At 71.7% G+C, this 17,417-nt stretch carries 15 protein-coding genes; 6 read left to right on the forward strand and 9 right to left on the reverse strand.

All coding sequences use genetic code 11. The features are described 5' to 3' along the window. Nucleotides 1–69: 69 nt before the first annotated feature. From D7M15_RS28455 to D7M15_RS13675, 3 genes are all read right to left on the reverse strand, one after another. Nucleotides 70–240 (reverse strand): hypothetical protein, encoded by a 171-nt coding sequence (locus D7M15_RS28455; RefSeq protein WP_165906253.1) that lies wholly within the window; start codon nt 238–240, stop codon nt 70–72. An 87-nt stretch (nt 241–327) separates the two neighbouring features. Next, nucleotides 328–1,677: an FtsK/SpoIIIE domain-containing protein gene (locus tag D7M15_RS13670; RefSeq protein WP_121517764.1), complete on the reverse strand. Its 1,350-nt coding sequence runs from the start codon at nt 1,675–1,677 to the stop codon at nt 328–330. Nucleotides 1,678–1,679: 2 nt separating this feature from the next. After that, a complete protein-coding gene (locus tag D7M15_RS13675; protein WP_121517765.1) occupies nt 1,680–2,012 on the reverse strand; it encodes a hypothetical protein in 333 nt (110 codons plus the stop codon). Nucleotides 2,013–2,204: 192 nt separating this feature from the next. Here D7M15_RS13675 and D7M15_RS13680 point away from each other — a divergent pair, with 192 nt between their 5' ends. After that, complete coding sequence (locus D7M15_RS13680) at nt 2,205–2,942, forward strand: GntR family transcriptional regulator (protein ID WP_121517766.1); 738 nt, start codon at nt 2,205–2,207, stop codon at nt 2,940–2,942. A gap of 1,084 nt (nt 2,943–4,026) precedes the next feature. On the opposite strand, the gene D7M15_RS13685 is transcribed toward D7M15_RS13680, so the two are convergent. The 3 genes from D7M15_RS13685 to D7M15_RS13695 all read right to left on the reverse strand — a co-directional run bounded on the left by D7M15_RS13685 (nt 4,027) and on the right by D7M15_RS13695 (nt 6,734). Further along, on the reverse strand, nt 4,027–4,884 hold the full coding sequence (locus D7M15_RS13685) for a hypothetical protein (RefSeq protein WP_121517767.1): 858 nt from the start codon (nt 4,882–4,884) through the stop codon (nt 4,027–4,029). Between the two features lie 184 nt (nt 4,885–5,068). Next, entirely contained in the window at nt 5,069–5,983 is a 915-nt protein-coding gene (locus D7M15_RS13690) for an alpha/beta fold hydrolase (RefSeq protein ID WP_121520746.1), read from the reverse strand. 139 nt (nt 5,984–6,122) lie between these two features. Continuing rightward, a complete protein-coding gene (locus D7M15_RS13695; protein WP_240649300.1) occupies nt 6,123–6,734 on the reverse strand; it encodes a hypothetical protein in 612 nt (203 codons plus the stop codon). Nucleotides 6,735–7,029: 295 nt separating this feature from the next. Between D7M15_RS13695 and D7M15_RS13700 the strand changes: the two genes are divergently transcribed. Continuing rightward, complete coding sequence (locus D7M15_RS13700) at nt 7,030–8,919, forward strand: sugar phosphate isomerase/epimerase and 4-hydroxyphenylpyruvate domain-containing protein (protein ID WP_121517768.1); 1,890 nt, start codon at nt 7,030–7,032, stop codon at nt 8,917–8,919. 109 nt (nt 8,920–9,028) lie between these two features. Here the strand turns inward: D7M15_RS13700 and D7M15_RS13705 are convergent, their stop codons facing one another. Then, on the reverse strand, nt 9,029–9,613 hold the full coding sequence (locus D7M15_RS13705; protein ID WP_121517769.1) for a TetR/AcrR family transcriptional regulator: 585 nt from the start codon (nt 9,611–9,613) through the stop codon (nt 9,029–9,031). A 142-nt stretch (nt 9,614–9,755) separates the two neighbouring features. Here D7M15_RS13705 and D7M15_RS13710 point away from each other — a divergent pair, with 142 nt between their 5' ends. Together D7M15_RS13710 and D7M15_RS13715 are read left to right on the forward strand one after the other, a co-directional pair. Then, a complete protein-coding gene (locus D7M15_RS13710; protein ID WP_121517770.1) occupies nt 9,756–10,358 on the forward strand; it encodes a dihydrofolate reductase family protein in 603 nt (200 codons plus the stop codon). 248 nt (nt 10,359–10,606) lie between these two features. Beyond that, nucleotides 10,607–11,827: a cytochrome P450 gene (locus D7M15_RS13715; protein WP_121517771.1), complete on the forward strand. Its 1,221-nt coding sequence runs from the start codon at nt 10,607–10,609 to the stop codon at nt 11,825–11,827. A 65-nt stretch (nt 11,828–11,892) separates the two neighbouring features. Here the strand turns inward: D7M15_RS13715 and D7M15_RS13720 are convergent, their stop codons facing one another. Further along, a complete protein-coding gene (locus D7M15_RS13720; protein ID WP_121517772.1) occupies nt 11,893–12,900 on the reverse strand; it encodes a DUF3048 domain-containing protein in 1,008 nt (335 codons plus the stop codon). 385 nt (nt 12,901–13,285) lie between these two features. Then, nucleotides 13,286–14,209: a helix-turn-helix transcriptional regulator gene (locus D7M15_RS13725; protein WP_121517773.1), complete on the reverse strand. Its 924-nt coding sequence runs from the start codon at nt 14,207–14,209 to the stop codon at nt 13,286–13,288. 610 nt (nt 14,210–14,819) lie between these two features. Between D7M15_RS13725 and D7M15_RS13730 the strand changes: the two genes are divergently transcribed. Together D7M15_RS13730 and D7M15_RS13735 are read left to right on the forward strand one after the other, a co-directional pair. Further along, nucleotides 14,820–15,992 (forward strand): cytochrome P450, encoded by a 1,173-nt coding sequence (locus D7M15_RS13730; protein ID WP_240649640.1) that lies wholly within the window; start codon nt 14,820–14,822, stop codon nt 15,990–15,992. 107 nt (nt 15,993–16,099) lie between these two features. Next, nucleotides 16,100–17,326, forward strand: a complete 1,227-nt coding sequence (locus D7M15_RS13735) for a cytochrome P450 (protein ID WP_121520751.1) — start codon at nt 16,100–16,102, stop codon at nt 17,324–17,326. Nucleotides 17,327–17,417 lie beyond the last annotated feature (91 nt).

A 17,417-nucleotide genomic window follows, 5' to 3' on the forward strand; every position in this document is an offset into this window, starting at 1 on the left:
CCAAGGGGTTGGGCCACCGGGGGCGGGCGACGGGCGATCTTCGGCCGCCCGGCCCCCCGGGGGGCGGGATCAGTCGGCTTCGCCGGAGCCCCAGCACGAGGGGCACATGGCGGTCTGCTGATCGGCGGTGGCACGGCCCTTCCGGGTGCCGACGCGGACCGATTCGCGGATCTCACCGGCGCCGTCGCAGGTCGTGCACTTCTTCGCCGTGCGCTTCGGGGTCGTCTTCCGTGTCGCCATGGAGTGGATTCCCTTCCGATTTCAGGCATGGGCGGGGTAGGGACCTGGCGCGAGGAACGGCCGCGCCGACCGTGAAACGAGGGAGTGTCAGTCGGTGATCGGGCGCGGAATCAGCAGCGGCGGCACACCGTCCGGCACGAGGGCCGGTTCGGGTCGTACGGCCGGGCGGAACGGGGCCAGCACCGGCAGGTGCGGGGTCAGGTGCGCGAACTCCCGGCAGGCGGACACGGTTTCGGCCTGGGAGACCTCGGGGGTGCGGATGCGGGACCAGCCACCGGAGGCGTCACCGGCCACCGCCACACCGGGTTGGTCCGGCGGGATCGTGGTCACAGCGGACACCGCGTCCGGAGCGATATCGCCCAAGCCCATCTCGGCAGACGCCTTGTCGTTGACGCGGTGGACGACCCGGCCGGTCAACTGCGCGCGGAGCATGGTCGCTCCCTTGCCCAGCTCGGAGCCGAACCGCTGCCCGCACACCTCCAGATAGATCCCGACCGCGCGGGCCATCTGCGCCAGCCGCACCAGGTGTTGCACCATGCGGTCCCGGCGTTCCTCCTCCTTCTTCGCCGTGACGAGGAAGAGTTCCGCGACCTCATCGATCAGCACCACCAGCGGCACCGGCCGTACCTGTTCCGGGAGCTGCCACAGGTCGGACACGCCGTGCTCGGACAGCACGTCGAACCGGCTCTCCATCTCCGCTACGAGGGCTTCCAGCAGCTCCGATGCCGTCTGCGGAGTCGTCGCCAACGCCGACAGGCGCGGAGCGTAGGAGGACTGCTCCACCCCACGCTTGCAGTCGATCCCGACCAGGCCGACCGGCAGGCGGGCGAGGCCCTTGATCAGGTTCCGTTGGAACATCGACTTGCCCGACTGGTTCGCGCCCAGCGTCAGCGAGTGCGGCACCTTCCGGTACTCCCGGGCGAACACACTCCCGTCCTCCCGCAACGCCATCGGGACCACCATCAGCCCGACCTCGACCGAACGCGGGAGACGGACGCGGGCCAGGACGTCGTAGCCGGTCATCCGCAGCTCGACCACACCCGACTTCACTTCCACCACGGTCACCGACCGCATGCCCCAGGCGTGCCGCAGCCGTTCCGAAGCCGCCGCCACATCCGCCGGTTCCAACCCGGCCGGAAGCCGCAGACGCACCCGCAGCCCCGTCGAGGTGGGACGCACCATGCGCTTGACCGGGACCACCGGCCGCACCTCACGGCGGGCCACGTTGCGGGACATGAACGCCCGGAACCCGGAAGGCTGCACGGTCAGACCGCACACCTCCATCGTCGAGCGGTAGGTGAAGGTGAACCGGCCCCACGCGGCGGGCAACCCCACCAGCGACCAGTACACCCCCGGGGCACGGACCTTCGCGTAACCCAACCCACCGGCACCGGCAGCCACCGAAGCGACCTCAACCGCCACCCCGAGATCCGCCATGATCAGGCCCCCAGCGGGGTGACCGCGACGGCGCGGAACGCGATCCCGTGCCGCTTCTGGCCGTTGAACTCGTTCTCCCAGTCCCGCGCCTTCAGCCCCGTCACCGACACCGGCATCCCCGGGGACAACCCGTCCGGGAGACCCGTCTCCAGGACCGTCACCTGGTAGAGGTTTCCCTCCCCCTCGTCCGACACCAGCAGCCCCACCGTCGACAGACCCGCACCGGTCTCCCGGTCCACCGCCCGCTCCCCCGTCTTCTTGTTCGCCATCTTCGGCTCCGGCGCCGTCGCCACGAACACCACAGCGGACGACAGATCGATCTTGAACGAAGGCATACGCCTGTCCTTTCAACTTGCGTTCGCGTACTAGCTTACGTTGAGAGTACGCATGCTAGTACGCGTGCGTCAAGCGAAGACATCGGCCGACTTCAGCCCTGCGGTTAGGCGGTCCGCCTCCTAACATGAGTACGCGAGCTAGGGCGCGGGAAGTAGCAAGCCCTAGCATGCGACCGGAAAGGAAGGGAGAGGATGACTCCGAAGATCGAGCGAAGCACCCCACCGTTCATGCAGATCGCGACCCACTTCAGGGCGAAGATCGTCAACGGTGAGCTGGCGCCGGACGCTCAACTGCCAGCGATCACGACGATTGCCAGCGATTGGGGCGTCGCATCCGCCACAGCCGCCAAGGCGATCAAGCAGCTTCAGGCGGAGCGCTACGTGCGCTCAACGTCGCAGGGGACGTTTGTTGATCTCGGGCGCAGGCAGACAACCGGACCTGACCGACTTCAGATGCTCCGCGTCGGTGGTTCCGGGTTTCGACCGGGGGAGCGGGTGGAGATTCTTGACGCCCAACTCGTATCTGCCAGCGCCGAAGTAGCCGAAGCTTTCGAGGTCAACGAGGGCGCTTCCGTCGTGCAGCGAAGGCGTAGGTATCTCGACGATGAGGGCGTCGTGTCGGTCTCAACGTCTTGGCTGTCCGGCGAACTCGCAGACAGCGCGCCTGAGCTGATCTCTACAGAACCCTTGCCGAAGATGACGTTCGGCTTGATCGAGGACCGCACTGGCCGAATCGTCGTGCGGCGACGGGATCTTGTATCACTACGCCCTGTGCCGGATAGCTTGGCTGAGTGGTTGGACCTTGAGCCCGGAACGCCCGCTCTCACCATGACCAATCAGTACTGGGACCAGTACGGCACAACTACGGAGTATGCGACGGACTTCCTTGGCGCAGGACGCATGCTCTCTGCCGAGCAGGACGTGGCATAGCGGTCAACCGAGCTGTTACAGGTTTCCCTACTTCATCAAGGCTCGCTGCGCTCGCGGGGTGGGGAGGGGGCTCCCTTCGGGAGTTGCCGCGCGGGGGAGGCGCCTACCGGGGCGTGGTGGGCTGCCGGAGGCGGGCGCGGGAAAGGCCGTTCGGGGACCTGAGCCCCGGGGCGTGCGGTGAGTCGTACCGCTGGCGCGGGGAGACGGGCTTGGGCTTCGCCGCTTCCCCGGGCGGGCATCTCCGCTCGCGTCCGTCGAGCCGGGTCCCTTGCCCTTCGGGCAGCAGACGCCCGGCGGATCAACTGCTTCGTCAGCAGACGCTACGGACACACCCTCGGCCCGCCCACGCGGGCCCGTCGGGGCTCGTGGCGGCGCCTGCCTTCGGCGCGCCGCCACGGCCCCACAGCAGCAACTCACAGCTATGGGATGTCCGCTTCACGCTTCGACACGCCTCGAACGACAGCGTCAGCCCGACCCCCCAAGCCACTCCGACCACCACGCCGACACCCACCACCAGGCGACCAGCCGAGCCAACACCCCCGACGCTGCGACGACACCGAGCCCAGGCGACGAGACCCCAACACCGACGCACCGCCACGAGCACAACGGCCGCAAAGCGCCGAAAGCGGGATGGAGGTGGGGAAGTGGGTGGCGGGGGCGGTCGGCTCCATGACTTTAGGCAGCCACCATGGGGCGAGCCTCGAAGATCAGGGGCCCAGTGGGGAAATCGGGTGGGGTGGCAAGCCTCCCCACTACGCCGGGCAAGCTTACGGGCCCCAGATCTCTCGCCCCATGGCAGCTCCAGCCCAAAGTCATTCCACCGACCTCATGGACACCTACCGGCCGTGCCACAGCCATGCCAGAACAGACGGGGAACCACGGTAAATGGCGGACACAGGACACGCGGGTAGCGGCAGCTCGTGAGCGCGTAAGTGCAGGTCAACTAGCAATCTGGCGACCAAAGACCGCTGATTCCCAAGCTTATAGCGCGGGTTCGATTCCCGTCGCCCGCTCCACGGTGAAGGCCCAGGTCGCAGACCTGGGCCTTGTTCGTTTTGGGAACCGGTCGGCGACCGCCTACCGGCTAGCGCATCACCAGGACCCTGGTCGCGGGGTTTCCGTTTTCCTGTGTCAGGTCCGACTGCAGACCCGCCGGGTTCACGAGTCGCCTATCGGGGTCGTAGACCAGCGCGAGAATTCCGCGGCAGTCCGGGTGCCGGGAATACCTGCTCCAGTCGATCATCAGCTCCTCACCGACCTTCCGGTCCGCGAGCGTCTCCCGGGTCATCTTCGTCTCGACGACGATGCCGACCTCGGGCAGGAGGAAGTCGACCCGGGAACGCCCGCCACGGTATTCGGGAACGTAGTCCTCGGGGCGTACGTCCTCGTACATCTGGCGCAGGCAGGCACCGATCAGCACTTGCAGGTCCGCCTCGTTCCCGATGTGCGGCGCGGGGACGTTCGGCCGTCCGGAACCCCTCAGGGCTTGGAGGAAGTTCGGGAATCTGGCGAACGCCTCGGCCAGTTCGGTGAGAGTCGGCGCCACCTCGGCCACCGCGTAGGTCTCGCGTTGGAGGAGGGAGCGCTGCTCGTGGAAACTCGGGCGGAACGTGGTCTCGTACGGGTGACTCCACCGGGGAAACGGAGAGTCCGGATTACCCGGGTCGTAGAACTGGTTGGTGTCCAGGGGGCCGCTCAGGAACGCTTTGACGCGCCCGATGATCATGCCTCCCTCGTACATGTCCCGGAACTTCTCACGCGCCGTCTGTTCCGAGATCATCGAGGTGGCACGCGCGTACCAGGACTGGTAACGGTCCCGCTCCCTGCGTAACTCCTCATCGCTGACGGTCTCGCGTTCCTGCCATATCGAGACGGCAGCCTCTATCTCGCGGCTCTCCTCGACCAGTCGCTCGATTTCCGCACACTTGCTGGAGGACATCATGTGGCAGCTCCTTTTGCCCACGCATTCCCGCGAAGGGCCGTAGAAGCGTGACACGGGTCGGCGACAATCCCCTCCCACCGTGGCCAACGCGCCGTCGGCGCGGCTGAGTCGGGCGGCACTCACCGGCTGGAGCCCCCGGCCGGGTGGGCGGGGGCTGTGGTGTGGGGCCGGGGGTGGGCGGGGGTCAGGCGGTCTTCGTGACGTGGTGGATGGTCTTCGCCGTGAGGGCCGGGGCGTCGAGGTAGATGTAGTGGCCGCTGTCGCGGACGGCCGTCACGTGGCTGTCCGGGGAGAGCGCGCGCCACTTGTGCTGGCCCGCCGTCCAGGCGCGCTCCAGGCCGGGGCCGTACTCCGGGACCTCCGCGAGGTAGCGCTGGCCGTGCCGGAGGATCGCGACCGGGATGTCCCCGGCGCAGCGGACGTCGCCGTCGGGGAGGGTGAGCCGTTCCGGGTTCTCGCCGCCCGCGATGGCGAGGAACTGGTCGCGCATCTCGGCGGCCGGGCCGGTGGCGGACTCCGGGATCTCACGGACCACGTCGGCGCTCTGTGTGGGCGACGTGGCGTCCATCAGGACGACGCCGTCGACGCGGTCCCGGTGGTCCGGGGCGTAGCGGGCGGCGAGCAGGCCGCCGAGGGAGTGTCCGGCCAGTACGACGGGGGAGTCGCCCGCCACGTGGTCGAGCACCGCGGTGAGCACCTCGCTGCTGTCGGCGAGCGTCTGCGGCCCGGGGGGTTGGTCGCTGGCGCCGGCGCCGAGACGGTCGTACGAGCAGACGCGGTCCTTCGCGGCCAGCCGCTTCTGGAGTCCGGCCATCTTCTCCAGGCTGTCGCCGCCGCCGTGCAGGAGCATGACGACCGGCTCACCGCGTTCGGGGCGGCCGGAGCAGGAGACGTTCACGGCGCGGCCGTCGACGTCGATCTTCTTCGTCCCCGTGAAGGAGGCCGCCGGGGCGGTGGTGGAGGAGGCCGCCTGGGAAGTGGCCGCGGGGGTCGACGAGTTCGCGTGTGCCAACGTGGCCCCCGTACCGGCGAGGAGGCCCGTACCGGCGACGGTGCAGCACAGCGCGGTCAGTGCGGCTGCCTTGGCTTTGCGGATCATCATGGCCTCCGGGAAGAGAAGTGGCGCCGTCTTCGGCGTGAGGTGAACGCTACGGAGACGGCGCCCGCGGATCGTCACCGTGCGGTGGACACTTCCGCGTAGCTCCCACGGGGGACACGCCCCGGGCCGGGGGCGGTGGTTACGGCTTGCTGATCTTCCCGAAGCCCTCGCTCTGCTCCCAACCGAGGGTGTAGAGGCCGGAGTCGCTGTTGTAGAGGAAGAGGACGCGGCTGCCGTCGTCGTTGATCGAGGTGTCCTCCCAGCCGTCGAAGTCCTCGGTGATGTCGATGTCCCAGTCGGCCAGGTCACCCTGTGCAACGCCCGCGACGGACTCGGTGGGCGGCTCGCCGTCGGAGCAGTAGAGGCCGAAGTCGGCGATGAGCGAGACGGTGCCGTTGGTCTCGGCGAGTTCGACGCCCTGGCAGCGGTCGGTGGCCGTCTTGTAGAGCGTCTTCCAGCCGCTCCAGGTCGTCGCGCCCGCCGCGCGGTGCCGTTCCTGGACGCCCTTGTCCGCCACGAGGCGTACGGTGACCTGCCCGCCGTCGCTCAGCTTCAGCGTGGACTCGTAGTCGTCCACGGCGGAGACGTCCGCGGCGGAGGCGTCGCTGGAAACGGAAGCCGGGCGGTCCGTCCCGGTGGCCGGTTCCGGTGTGACGCCGACGGCGGTGCCGTACCCGGCGGCGACGAGTCCGACGGCGGCCAACGCCGCCAGTGTGCCCCGGCGCTTGCCGCCGGTTGTGCGCGTGTTCATGGTGTTCCCCCTCGGTCGACGACCGTCCGGGTCGGCGGACGGTCCTGTTCCGTGTGCCGGTCAGCGGCCCGCGGGCGCTCGCGGAGCGCCGGTGGAGCGCGTACTTCCGGCCACACACTCCCAACCACCCTAGTCATTCACCGCTCCGCCGTCCCGGCCCCGTACAGGCCCGTATGCTCGCCGCCCTGGACACCGAATCGGCCGCACCAGCCCACCGGTTCGCCCCGGCCGACCCGACCACTCCGGCCGATCCGGCCCACCAGGCCGGTGACTCCGTACGACGAGGGGGAACCCCATGCGCAAGTCGATCGCCACCGTGTCCCTCAGCGGCTCGCTCTCGGAGAAGCTGGACGCCGTGGCCGCGGCGGGCTTCGACGGGGTGGAGATCTTCGAGAACGACCTCCTGGCGAGCCCGTTGAGCCCTCGTGACGTACGGGCGCGGGCGGCGGACCTGGGGTTGGGCATCGACCTGTACCAGCCGTTCCGGGACATCGAGGCGCTGCCGGAGGAGGCGTTCGTACGCGGACTGCGGCGCGCGGAGCAGAAGTTCGCGGTGATGGCGGAGCTGGGCGCGGACCTGCTGCTGGTGTGCTCGAACGTGTCGCCCGCCGCCCTCGACGACGACGCGCTGGCCGCCGCGCAGCTGCGGCGGCTGGCGGAGCGGGCGGCGGAGCACGGTGTCCGGATCGCGTACGAGGCGCTGGCCTGGGGGCGGCACGTCAGCACGTACGAGCACGCGTGGCGGCTGGTGGAGCTGGCGGACCACCCCGCGCTCGGCACCTGCCTGGACAGTTTCCACATCCTGTCGCGGGACTCCGACCCGAAGGGCATCGAGCGGATCCCCGGCGAGAAGATCTTCTTCCTCCAGCTGGCGGACGCGCCGCGGATGGCGATGGACGTGCTCCAGTGGAGCCGCCACTACCGCTGTTTCCCCGGTCAGGGTGGTTTCGACCTGACGCGGCTGGTGGAGCACACCGTACGGGCGGGGTACGCGGGGCCGTTGTCGCTGGAGGTGTTCAACGACGTGTTCCGGCAGGCGGACGCGGGGCCGACTGCGGTGGACGCGATGCGGTCGCTGATCTCCCTGGAGGAGGCGGCGCGGCTGGCCGAACTGCCTGCGCCCGCGATCCCCACGGGGGTGGCGTTCGCGGAACTGGCCGCCGTGGACAGCGGCCCCGTACGCGCGCTGCTCGGCGCGCTCGGATTCACGCGCGCCGGGCGGCACACCGGCAAGCCGGTGGAACTGTGGCAGCAGGGCGGCGCGCGCGTCGTGGTCAACAGCGCGGGCGGCGCCCGGCGCGAGGGCCCGGCGCTGACCGCGTTGGGGCTGGAGACGGCGGACCCGGCGGCGGCCGTACGGCGTGCCGAGGCGCTGCTCGCGCCGACGCTGCCGCGGCGGCGGGCGGCGGGGGACGCGCCGTTGGAGGCGGTGGCGGCGCCGGACGGTACGGAGCTGTTCTTCTGCCGGACGGGCGGGGACGGCGGGCCGTGCTGGGTGGACGACTTCCCGCCGGTGGCGGGGGACGGCGCGCGGGCGGGCGGCGCGGGGCACACGGGTACGGCGGCGGGTACGGACCGGGGTGCGGCGGCGGGCGCGGAGCGCCCGGGTACGGGCGCGGGCGCCGGGGTGACGCGGATCGACCATGTCGCGCTGCCCCAGCCCTGGCACCGCTTCGACGAGGCGTCCCTCTTCTACCCCAGCGTGCTGGGCCTCCAGCCGAACGAGAGCCTGGACGTGGCCGACCCGTACGGCCTGTTCCGCAGCCGGGCCGTCACCGACCCGGCCGGGACGCTGCGGATCGCGTTGAACGTCGCGCCCGGACCGGACGACGAGGGCACCCGCCCGCAGCACATCGCGCTCGCCACCGACGACCTCGCGGCCACCGCGCGGTGGGCGCGCGCGCACGGCGCCGAGCTGCTGCCCATCCCCGACAACTACTACGACGACCTGCGCGCCCGGTACGACCTCGCGCCCGAACGGCTCGCGGAGCTGCGGGAGTTGGGCATCCTCTACGACCGGGACCCGGACGGCGAGTTCCTGCACTGCTACACCGTGACCGTCGGCCGCGTCTTCTTCGAGCTGGTGCAGCGCACCGGCGGCTACCAGGGTTACGGCGCGGGCAACGCCCCCGTACGCCTCGCCGCCCAGCACGCCGCCGGGCAGGGTCACCGGCCGCCGCGCTGACCGTACGGACGTCGCGTGCGCAGCCCCGACTGCGGGCGTAAACGCGCCCGTTCGCGCCGTACGGCTCCAACTGCCGTCGTGCGGAGGCGGGTCGGCGGTCGTCGTCCGTTCAGGCGTCGTCGGGCGGGGGCAGGGTGCGGGCGACGAGGGCGTCGATCAACTCGCTCTGCCCGTACGGCGCGAGGAGGTCGGGCACGGTGAGTTCGTCGACGAGCATGCCGAGCATGCCGAGGTAGAGGAGCAGCACCGTGGTGCGGTCGCCGGGGAGTCCGGCGTCGAGGTGCCAGGCCACGTTCCGCTCCAGGGTGGTGCCGAACGCGTGCGTCAGGTCGGCCAGCATCTCGGGCCGCCGGGTGGCCTCCAGGCGGAGTTCCAGCATGGCGAGGTGGCTGCTGCGGTCGGCGCGCATGCGGTCGAGGAGCTGTGCCAGCAGGGTGGCCGTCAGTTCGCGGTCGGCGGGCGCGCGCATGGTGGCGGCGAGGGCGTCCGGGTCGGGCGTGAGGCGTTCGTGGGTGCGGTCGAGGATCTGGCGCAGCAACTCGCCACGGTGCGCGAAGTAGTTGGAGGCGGTGCCGGGGGGCACGCCCGCCTCCTTGTCGAGGGCGCGCAGGGTCAGGCCGCGTGAGCCCTCGCACGCGAGGACCTCGATGGCGGCGTCGAGCAGGGCGGTGCGCCGGGCCGGGTTCTGCCGCATGGTCTTCCCTCCGGTCGGAAACGTCGTTGACACCACTGCAAGTGCAGCACTACGTTCATACCACTCCAGGCAGAGTACATCGCGTGCCGTGGAGGTTCCCGCCGGGTCCCACCCCGGTCACACCCCTCCCGAGAGGCCCGGTATGCGCACCCTCACCTACTGCATCGGCACCACCCTCGACGGCTTCATCGCCGGACCCGACGGCTCCGACCCGACCGGCCCGGACGGCTTCTGGCCGATCGCCGAGGACTACGTCGCGCACCTGGCCGCCACGTACCCGGAGATCCTCCCCGGCCCCGCGCGCGCGGCGCTCGGCGTCACCGCCGAGGGCACCCGCTTCGACACCGTGCTGGAGGGCAGACGGTCGTACCAGGTGGGACTCGACGCCGGGGTCACCGACGCGTACCCGCATCTGCGGCACCTGGTGTTCTCCCGCACGCTGACCGAGAGCCCCGATCCGGCGGTGGAGCTGGTGGGTGGCGATCCGGTGGCGCGCGTACGGGAGTTGAAGGAGGAGGAAGGCGGCAAGGGCATCTGGCTGCTGGGGGGCGGCGGGCTGGCGGGCGCGCTGTACGGGGAGATCGACGAGCTGGTGCTCAAGGTGGCGCCGGTGACGGCCGGTTCGGGCGTACCGCTGTTCTCGTCCGCGACGCCGTTCGACCCGGCGGCGTACGCGCTGGCGGAGTGCGTGCCGATGGAGAGCGGCGCGGTGTTCCTCACCTACACGCGCAAGCCCGGGAGTTGAGCCGTAGGCGGTCAACGCCCCCTGTGCGCACGCGCGTTCACCACCCCGCGCCCCCGCTTCTGCGACCGGGCGCCCCCGCGTGCGCCGACGGGCGGCGGCACGCGTCTGGACCGGGTACGGGCGCGGGCCTAGCGTGCACGGCGGACCGGTCACCCGGTCGACACGGCCAACGGCACGGCCGGCACGGCCGGCCGGGACACGCACCGCTCACCACTCACCGCCGCCACCGCGCGGCCACGGGGGACGCCATGCCGACGGTACGGGAAGCGCCCGACATCCTCTCGCCGGAGTTCGCCGCCGACCCGTACCCGTCGTACGCGGTGCTGCGCGAGTCGTATCCGCTGCTGTGGCACGAGGCCACCGGCGCCTATCTCGTCTCGCGCTATGAGGACGTCCAACTCGCCTTCCGCGACGAGCGGTTCACCACCCGGAACTACGACTGGCAGCTGGAGCCCGTGCACGGGCGCACGCTGGTGCAGCTGAGCGGCCGGGAGCACGCGGTGCGTCGGGCGATGGTCGCGCCCGCCTTCCGGGGGCGGATGCTGGAGGAGCGCTTCCTCCCGGTGATCGAGGAGAACGCGCGGGCGCTGATCGCCCCGATCCGCGCGGCGGGTACGGGGACGGCCGACCTGGTCGCGGACTTCGCGACGCACTTCCCGATCAACGTCATCGTGGACATGCTCGGGCTGGACAAGGCCGAGCAGCCGCGCTTCCACTCCTGGTACTCGTCGATCGTCGCGTACTTCGGCAACCTCGCGCAGGACCCGGAGGTCGCCGCGGCCGGGCTGCGTACGCGGGAGGAGCTGGCCGCGTACATGATCCCCGTCATCCGGGACCGCCGCGCGCACCCCGGCGACGACCTGCTGTCCAGCCTGTGCGCGGCGGAGATCGACGGGGTGCGGATGAGCGACGAGGAGATCAAGGCGTTCATCAGCATCCTCTTCGCGGCCGGTGGCGAGACCACCGACAAGGCCATCTCCGGCCTCTTCGGCAACCTGCTGGCGCGTCCGGCGCAGCTGGCGGCCGTACGGGAGGACCGTTCGCTGATCGGGCAGGCGCTCGCGGAGACGCTGCGCTTCACCCCGCCGGTGCAGATGATCATGCGGGAGACGGCGGAGGACGTCGAGCTGTCCGGGGGTGTCGTACCGGCGGGCGCGACCGTCAACTGCCTGATCGGGGCGGGGAATCGGGACGGTTCGCGCTTCGCGGACCCGGACACGTTCGACCTGTTCCGCACCGACCTGCCCGCGCGTACGGCGTTCAGCGCGGCGGCCGACCACCTGGCGTTCGCGCTGGGGCGGCACTTCTGCGTGGGCGCGCTGCTCGCGAAGGCGGAGGTGGAGACCGGCGTGAACCAACTGCTGGACGCCCTGCCGGATTTGGCGTTGCGGGACGGGGAAGTGCCCGCGCACGAAGGCGTGTTCACGCGCGGGCTGACCACGCTGCCGGTGCGCTTCACACCCGCGTAGGGGCAGCGCCCCGGCCCCCGGCGCGTACGCGTCCGTACGCGTCGGGGAGGTCGCGCCGGGTGCCGCTACTTCCGCTCCTCGTACACCACCCACACCTGGCCGCGGTCGAACGGCATGCGCTCGCCGTTCGGCAGCGTGTACGTGGTGTCGCCCTCGGGGCTCGTCCGCTCCCACGTCGTCTCGTACGCCTTGCCGTCGCGCAGCACGGTCGCCTTGCCCTTGTCGACGGTCTCGATGAACGGCGTCGTGTTCGTCGGGTCCTGGAACTCGGAGAGCGGCATGTCCGCCTCCTGCACGACGACCGTCTTGCCGCCGAGGCGCTCGCCGTCGGTGCTGGTGGCGGGCTCGCCATCGAACGAGGCGAGCCAACGGTCCTCCTCCGCCGACCAGTTGAACGTCGTGTCCGCCGACGGGTAGCTCACCGTCCGCTCCTCCAGGGGCTCGCCGCCCTCCGGGGCGTCGTCACCGAAACGGAAGCCGATGTCGTTGCTGTCGCTCGCCTCCGGGGCACCGGCGAGGATCTCGTCGGGGTGCACGAAGAGGTTGTGCGGGGCGTCGCGGCTGTCGTCGCGGAAGTACGCGCCCGGGAAGTTGTCGTTGGAGAGGCCGTAGAGCGGCGACTCCTGGATGAGGTCGTCGACGCCCTTCTGCGCGCCGGAGTACGCGAGCGCGGGCCGGTCGAACATCCGCAACTGCTCCACGTTGTACTCGCGGGCGCTGCGGACCGGGCCTATCTCCTCGGGCTGCTCGCTGGAGAACACGCCGATGAGACGGCTGAGCCCGCCCTCGACCTTCTCGACGAAGACCATGTCGGCCTTCTCCAGGGCGGTGTGCGGGCGGGCGGCCTTGACGTTGTCGACCTTCACGGCCAGTACGGGCGCCGGGTCGGCGGGCAGCCCCGTGAACGGCGACTCCGCCTGCTCCTTCGCGCGCGGCGCGTCGTCGGCCAGCGCGGAGGACTGCACCGCCGTGACGGCGACCAGCGGAGCGAGCACGGCGAGGGCGGTGACCAGCCGCCGCGTCCGGCGGGAGGCGCGGGCGGTACGGGTGGGGGGCTTGGCGCTGTGGCTCATGGGCGGTCCTTCGTGTGGGGGAAGTGGCGCGCAGTCACCCCACCCCCGCCGGGCGGAATCGTCAACACCCCGGGGAAGCCTGTGTGGACGTCTCGACGCCTCCCCCGCTTTTCGGTCACGGGCGGCGCGGGTGGTCCGCGGACGGAATGCGCGCCTCAGGCGGCACGCGTACCTCAACGGTCCCGGGCGTCACAGCCGTCACGCCTCACGGAGCGCAGCTCGCAGCACGTGGCACAGGCGGAGCAAGCGAAGCAGGCGGAACACGCGGCGCACACGCCCCAGCTGTCACACCCACCTCGGTGGACGCGCGGAGCCGAACGGACTCACGCACCCCGGCAGGCTCACGTACCCCAGCCGTCCCCCGTACCCCGGCGGACCCCGCGCGTCAGGACCAGCCGTCGTCCAGGATCTCCCGCAGCAGCGCCGGCGTACGGGTCGGGGGCTCGGCGGTGGTGACGAGGCGGTCGACGACCTGGCGGTACCTCCGGATGTCCTCGGGGTCCTCCGGGTAGTGCGCGTCGAACAGCTGCTCCAGGTACACCACGTCGGGCAGGCCCGGCTGCGGCACCCGCAGCAGCGTCACCGGTCCGCCCGCGGCCGCGTGCCCACCCGCGCCGAACGGCAGCACCTGGAGCGTGACGTGCGGCAGCTCGCAGGCGGCGAGCAGGTGCTCCAGCTGGGCGCGCATCACCTCGGGGCCGCCGACCGGGCGGCGCAGCGCGGCCTCGTCGACGACGGCCCACACGTGCGGGGGTCTGGCCCGGCGCAGCACGCGCTGCCGGGACATGCGCAGCTCGACGCGGCGCCGGAGGCGGCTCTCCGGCTCGTGCGCGTGGCCGAGGGATACGACCGCCCGCGCGTACTCCCGGGTCTGGAGCAGGCCGGGCACGAACTGCAACTCGTAGCTGCGGATGACTCCGGCGGCGTGCTCCAGGCCGAGGTAGGCGCTCAGCCAGCGCGGGACCACGTCCGCGTACGGGTGCCACCAGCCGGGGACGTTCGTCTGCGGGACCAGGGCGTGCAGGGTGGCGCGCTCCGACTCGTCGTGCAGGCCGTAGACCGTCATCAGGTCGGAGACGTCGCGGGCGCGGAACCCGGTGCGGCCCAGCTCCATCAACGTCAACTGCGCCTGCTGGAGCCGGATCGCCTCCGCGGCCTCGCCGCGCGTGATGTACTGCGCCTCGCGCAGCCGCCGCAGCCGCTCGCCCAGCGTCATCCGGGCGATGGCCGGGCCGTCGGCCGCGCCCGCGGCCCCGGCGTCCGCGGGCAGGGCGACGGACACGTCGTGGGTGAGCCGTGTGATCCGCATCTTCCCGTTTCTCCGTCCGGCCGCCTCGGGGCCGTTCCACGCTACGCCCCGGGCACAGTGGTGAGCAGTACCACGGCAGGGGTCGGTTTCGCCTGCTGACCTTACCGTTCCCGCTGGACACCCGTGCGAATCACCTGCCTCCAGTACAGGAAGGGGCAGTTCGGGCCCCGTCGGCGTACATCGGTCCCGTGATCAGCCCGTTCAAACGTGACGATCGGAACTGCGCGCTTCTGTCCGGATGCCCCCGCGAGGGCGGGCACAACTGCCCTATGGTGTTCACCGGTTGAGCGGAACCCGGGCCCACGTCGGCCTCGCCGACCACGAGGACGACCGGGAACGGCACGGCGCGGTGAACGGTACGGCGCGGGAACAGCGGGCGCGGGCGCGGCACAGCGCGCGAGCGGGCCGTACGGCCGCCGCCGCCCCGCGCGGGCGCACGCGCCGGGCCCCCGGGTCCCGCTCGCGCTACCCCGTCCCGGGAGGACGCAACGTGACGACGCAGCCCGAAACCGTCGGCGTGGGCGCCGCACCGCCGGCCGGTTGCCCGGCGCACGCGGCGGCGGACGCCGTGCCGCTCGGCGGGACCCGCTTCCACACCGAACCGGCCCAGATGTACCGGGAGATGAGGCGTACGCACGGCCCGGTGGTGCCCGTGGCGCTGCCCGGCGACGTACCGGCCTGGCTGGTGATCGGCTACCGCGAGATGTACCAGGTCACCTCCGACCCGGTGCTCTACCCCCGGGACTCCGGACTGTGGAACCAGTGGCCGCACCTGCCCGCCGACTGGCCGCTGCTGCCGATGGTCGGGCAGCGGCAACCGTCCGTGTACTACACCGTGGGCGCCGAGCACCGCCGCCACCTGACGATGCTGGAGAGCGCGCTCGACGGCGTGAGCCAACTCGAACTGCGCAGGCACACCGAGGAGTTGGCGGACCAGCTGATCGACGGCTTCTGCCACCGGGGCGACGCGGAGCTGATCGCGGACTACGCCCGGCCGCTGCCCGTCCTCGTCCTGGCCCGCATCCTCGGGCTGCCGGACGCCGACGGCCGCCCGCTGCTGGAGGCCATCACCGCGCTCGCGGACGGCGGGGCCGACGCGCTGGAGGCGTTCGGCTGGTTCTCGGCCCGCATGCGGCGGCTCGTCGAGGAGAAGCGCGCGGCGCCCGGCGCGGACATCGCGTCCCGCATGCTGGCGTACCCGGAACCGTTCACCGACGAGGAGTACACCCTCGACCTCCAGGCCCTCGCCGCCGCCGGGAACCTCACGACCGCCGACTGGATCGGCAACTCCCTGCGGCTGATGCTCACCGACGACCGGTTCGCGTCGTCGCTCGGCGGCGGGCGGCACAGCGTGCCGCAGGCCATGAACGAGGTCCTGTGGGAGGACACGCCCACCCAGATCCTCGCCGGGCGCTGGGCCGCCCGCGACACCACGCTCGCCGACGTACGGATACGCGCGGGCGACCTGCTGCTGCTCGGCCTCGCCGGAGCCAACATGGACCCGCAGGTGCACGTCGCGGACGGCGCCACGGACGGCTTCCGGAACGGGAACAGCGCCCACTTCTCGTTCAGCCACGGCGAGTTCCAGTGCCCGTTCCAGGCGCAGGAGATCGCGGAGGTGATCGCGCGCGGCGGCATCGAGGTGCTGCTCGACCGGCTGCCGGACATCGACCTGTCGGTGGCGGAGGCGACGCTGTCGCGGCGCCCGTCCGCGTTCCAGGGCGGCATGGCGGAGCTGCCGGTGCGCTTCTCCCCCGCGCCGCCGCTGGGGGACGCGCGGTGAGCGGCGGGGGCGCGCACGCGGGCGGTACGGACACGGCGGGCGCGGCGGGTACGGGCACGGCGGGCGCGACGCGCGTTACGGGGGGCGCGGCGCGCGGCGGGTGCCCGCTGGCGCTCGACCCGCTCGTACGGGACCTGGCCGGGGAGACGCGGCGGCTGCGCGAGGACGGCCCGCTCACCCGGATCGAGCTGCTGGGCGTACCCGCCTGGACCGTCACCCACCACGCGGAGGCCCGGCGGCTGCTCACGGACCCGCGGCTGGTGAAGGACATCGAGCACTGGACGCTCTGGCGCACCGGCGAGGTCACCCGCGAGTGGCCGCTGATCGGGATGATCGACTCGGGCCGCTCCATGTTCACCGTCGACGGCGCCGAACACCGCAGGCTGCGGACGAAGACGGCGCAGGCCGTCACCCCGCGAAGGCTCGCGGACCTGCGGCCGGTCGTCGCCCGCATCACCGACGAACTGCTCGACGACGTCGCCGAACGGGGCGCGGACGGCGCGGTGGTGGACCTCAAGTCCGCGTTCGCGCTGCCCCTCCCGATGCGGGTGGTGAGCGTGCTGATGGGCGTCGACCCGGAGCTGCACCCACGGCTGCACGAGCTGTACGGGGCGTTCTTCTCGATGCTCACCCCGCAGGACGAGCGGCTGGCCGTGATGGACGAACTCGACGTCCTCTTCCGCGACATGGTGCGGGCCCGTACCGCCGAACCCGCCGACGACCTGACGAGCGCGCTGATTCTCGCGGACGAGGGTGGCGCGCCCCTCACCGAGGACGAGGTCGTCGGCAACCTCAAGGCGATGGTCGCGGCCGGGCACGAGACCACCATCGGGCTCGTCCTGAACGCCGTGCGCGCCCTGCTCACCCACCCCGAGCAGCTGCGGCTCGTACTCGACGGGCAGGTGGCGTGGGAGACGGTGATCGAGGAGACCCTGCGCTGGGACACCCCGACGACGCACCTGCTGATGCGTTTCGCCACCGAGGACGTCGAGGTGGGCGACCCGGACGCGGGCGGCGGGACCGTACCGGCGGGCGACGGCGTCGTCGTGTCGTACCGCGCCGTGGGCCGCGACCCCGCCCAACACGGGCCGGACGCCGACCGGTTCGACGTCACGCGGCCGACGCCGATCCGGCACATGACCTTCGGGCACGGGCCACACATCTGCCCCGGCGCCGCCCTGTCCCGGCTGGAGGCGGCCCTCGCGCTGCCCGCGCTGTTCGACCGCTTCCCGGGGTTGCGGCTGGCGGTGCCCCCGGAGGAGATCACCAACCTGCCGGTGCTGACGCAGAACGACCTGCGGTCGTTCCCCGTGCTGCTGGCGGGCGGGCGCTGAGGACACGGGCGGGGCACGGGCGGCGACCGTACGGCGGCGGGCTCCCGTACGGCGACCGGTGACGGCGCCGTACGGGAGTCGGGCGTACGGG

This window comes from Streptomyces sp. Z26 (genome assembly GCF_003665095.1).
In the GTDB taxonomy this organism is placed as follows: Bacteria; Actinomycetota; Actinomycetes; order Streptomycetales; family Streptomycetaceae; genus Streptomyces; species Streptomyces phytohabitans.

Excerpts from the sequence above, each read along its gene's own strand:
- D7M15_RS28455 (WP_165906253.1), bottom strand. The coding sequence starts at position 240 with ATGGCGACACGGAAGACGACCCCGAAGCGCACGGCGAAGAAGTGCACG.
- D7M15_RS13670 (WP_121517764.1), bottom strand. The coding sequence starts at position 1,677 with ATGGCGGATCTCGGGGTGGCGGTTGAGGTCGCTTCGGTGGCTGCCGGT.
- D7M15_RS13675 (WP_121517765.1), bottom strand. The coding sequence starts at position 2,012 with ATGCCTTCGTTCAAGATCGATCTGTCGTCCGCTGTGGTGTTCGTGGCG.
- D7M15_RS13680 (WP_121517766.1), top strand. The coding sequence starts at position 2,205 with ATGACTCCGAAGATCGAGCGAAGCACCCCACCGTTCATGCAGATCGCG.
- D7M15_RS13685 (WP_121517767.1), bottom strand. The coding sequence starts at position 4,884 with ATGATGTCCTCCAGCAAGTGTGCGGAAATCGAGCGACTGGTCGAGGAG.
- D7M15_RS13690 (WP_121520746.1), bottom strand. The coding sequence starts at position 5,983 with ATGATCCGCAAAGCCAAGGCAGCCGCACTGACCGCGCTGTGCTGCACC.
- D7M15_RS13695 (WP_240649300.1), bottom strand. The coding sequence starts at position 6,734 with ATGAACACGCGCACAACCGGCGGCAAGCGCCGGGGCACACTGGCGGCG.
- D7M15_RS13700 (WP_121517768.1), top strand. The coding sequence starts at position 7,030 with ATGCGCAAGTCGATCGCCACCGTGTCCCTCAGCGGCTCGCTCTCGGAG.
- D7M15_RS13705 (WP_121517769.1), bottom strand. The coding sequence starts at position 9,613 with ATGCGGCAGAACCCGGCCCGGCGCACCGCCCTGCTCGACGCCGCCATC.
- D7M15_RS13710 (WP_121517770.1), top strand. The coding sequence starts at position 9,756 with ATGCGCACCCTCACCTACTGCATCGGCACCACCCTCGACGGCTTCATC.
- D7M15_RS13715 (WP_121517771.1), top strand. The coding sequence starts at position 10,607 with ATGCCGACGGTACGGGAAGCGCCCGACATCCTCTCGCCGGAGTTCGCC.
- D7M15_RS13720 (WP_121517772.1), bottom strand. The coding sequence starts at position 12,900 with ATGAGCCACAGCGCCAAGCCCCCCACCCGTACCGCCCGCGCCTCCCGC.
- D7M15_RS13725 (WP_121517773.1), bottom strand. The coding sequence starts at position 14,209 with ATGCGGATCACACGGCTCACCCACGACGTGTCCGTCGCCCTGCCCGCG.
- D7M15_RS13730 (WP_240649640.1), top strand. The coding sequence starts at position 14,820 with ATGTACCGGGAGATGAGGCGTACGCACGGCCCGGTGGTGCCCGTGGCG.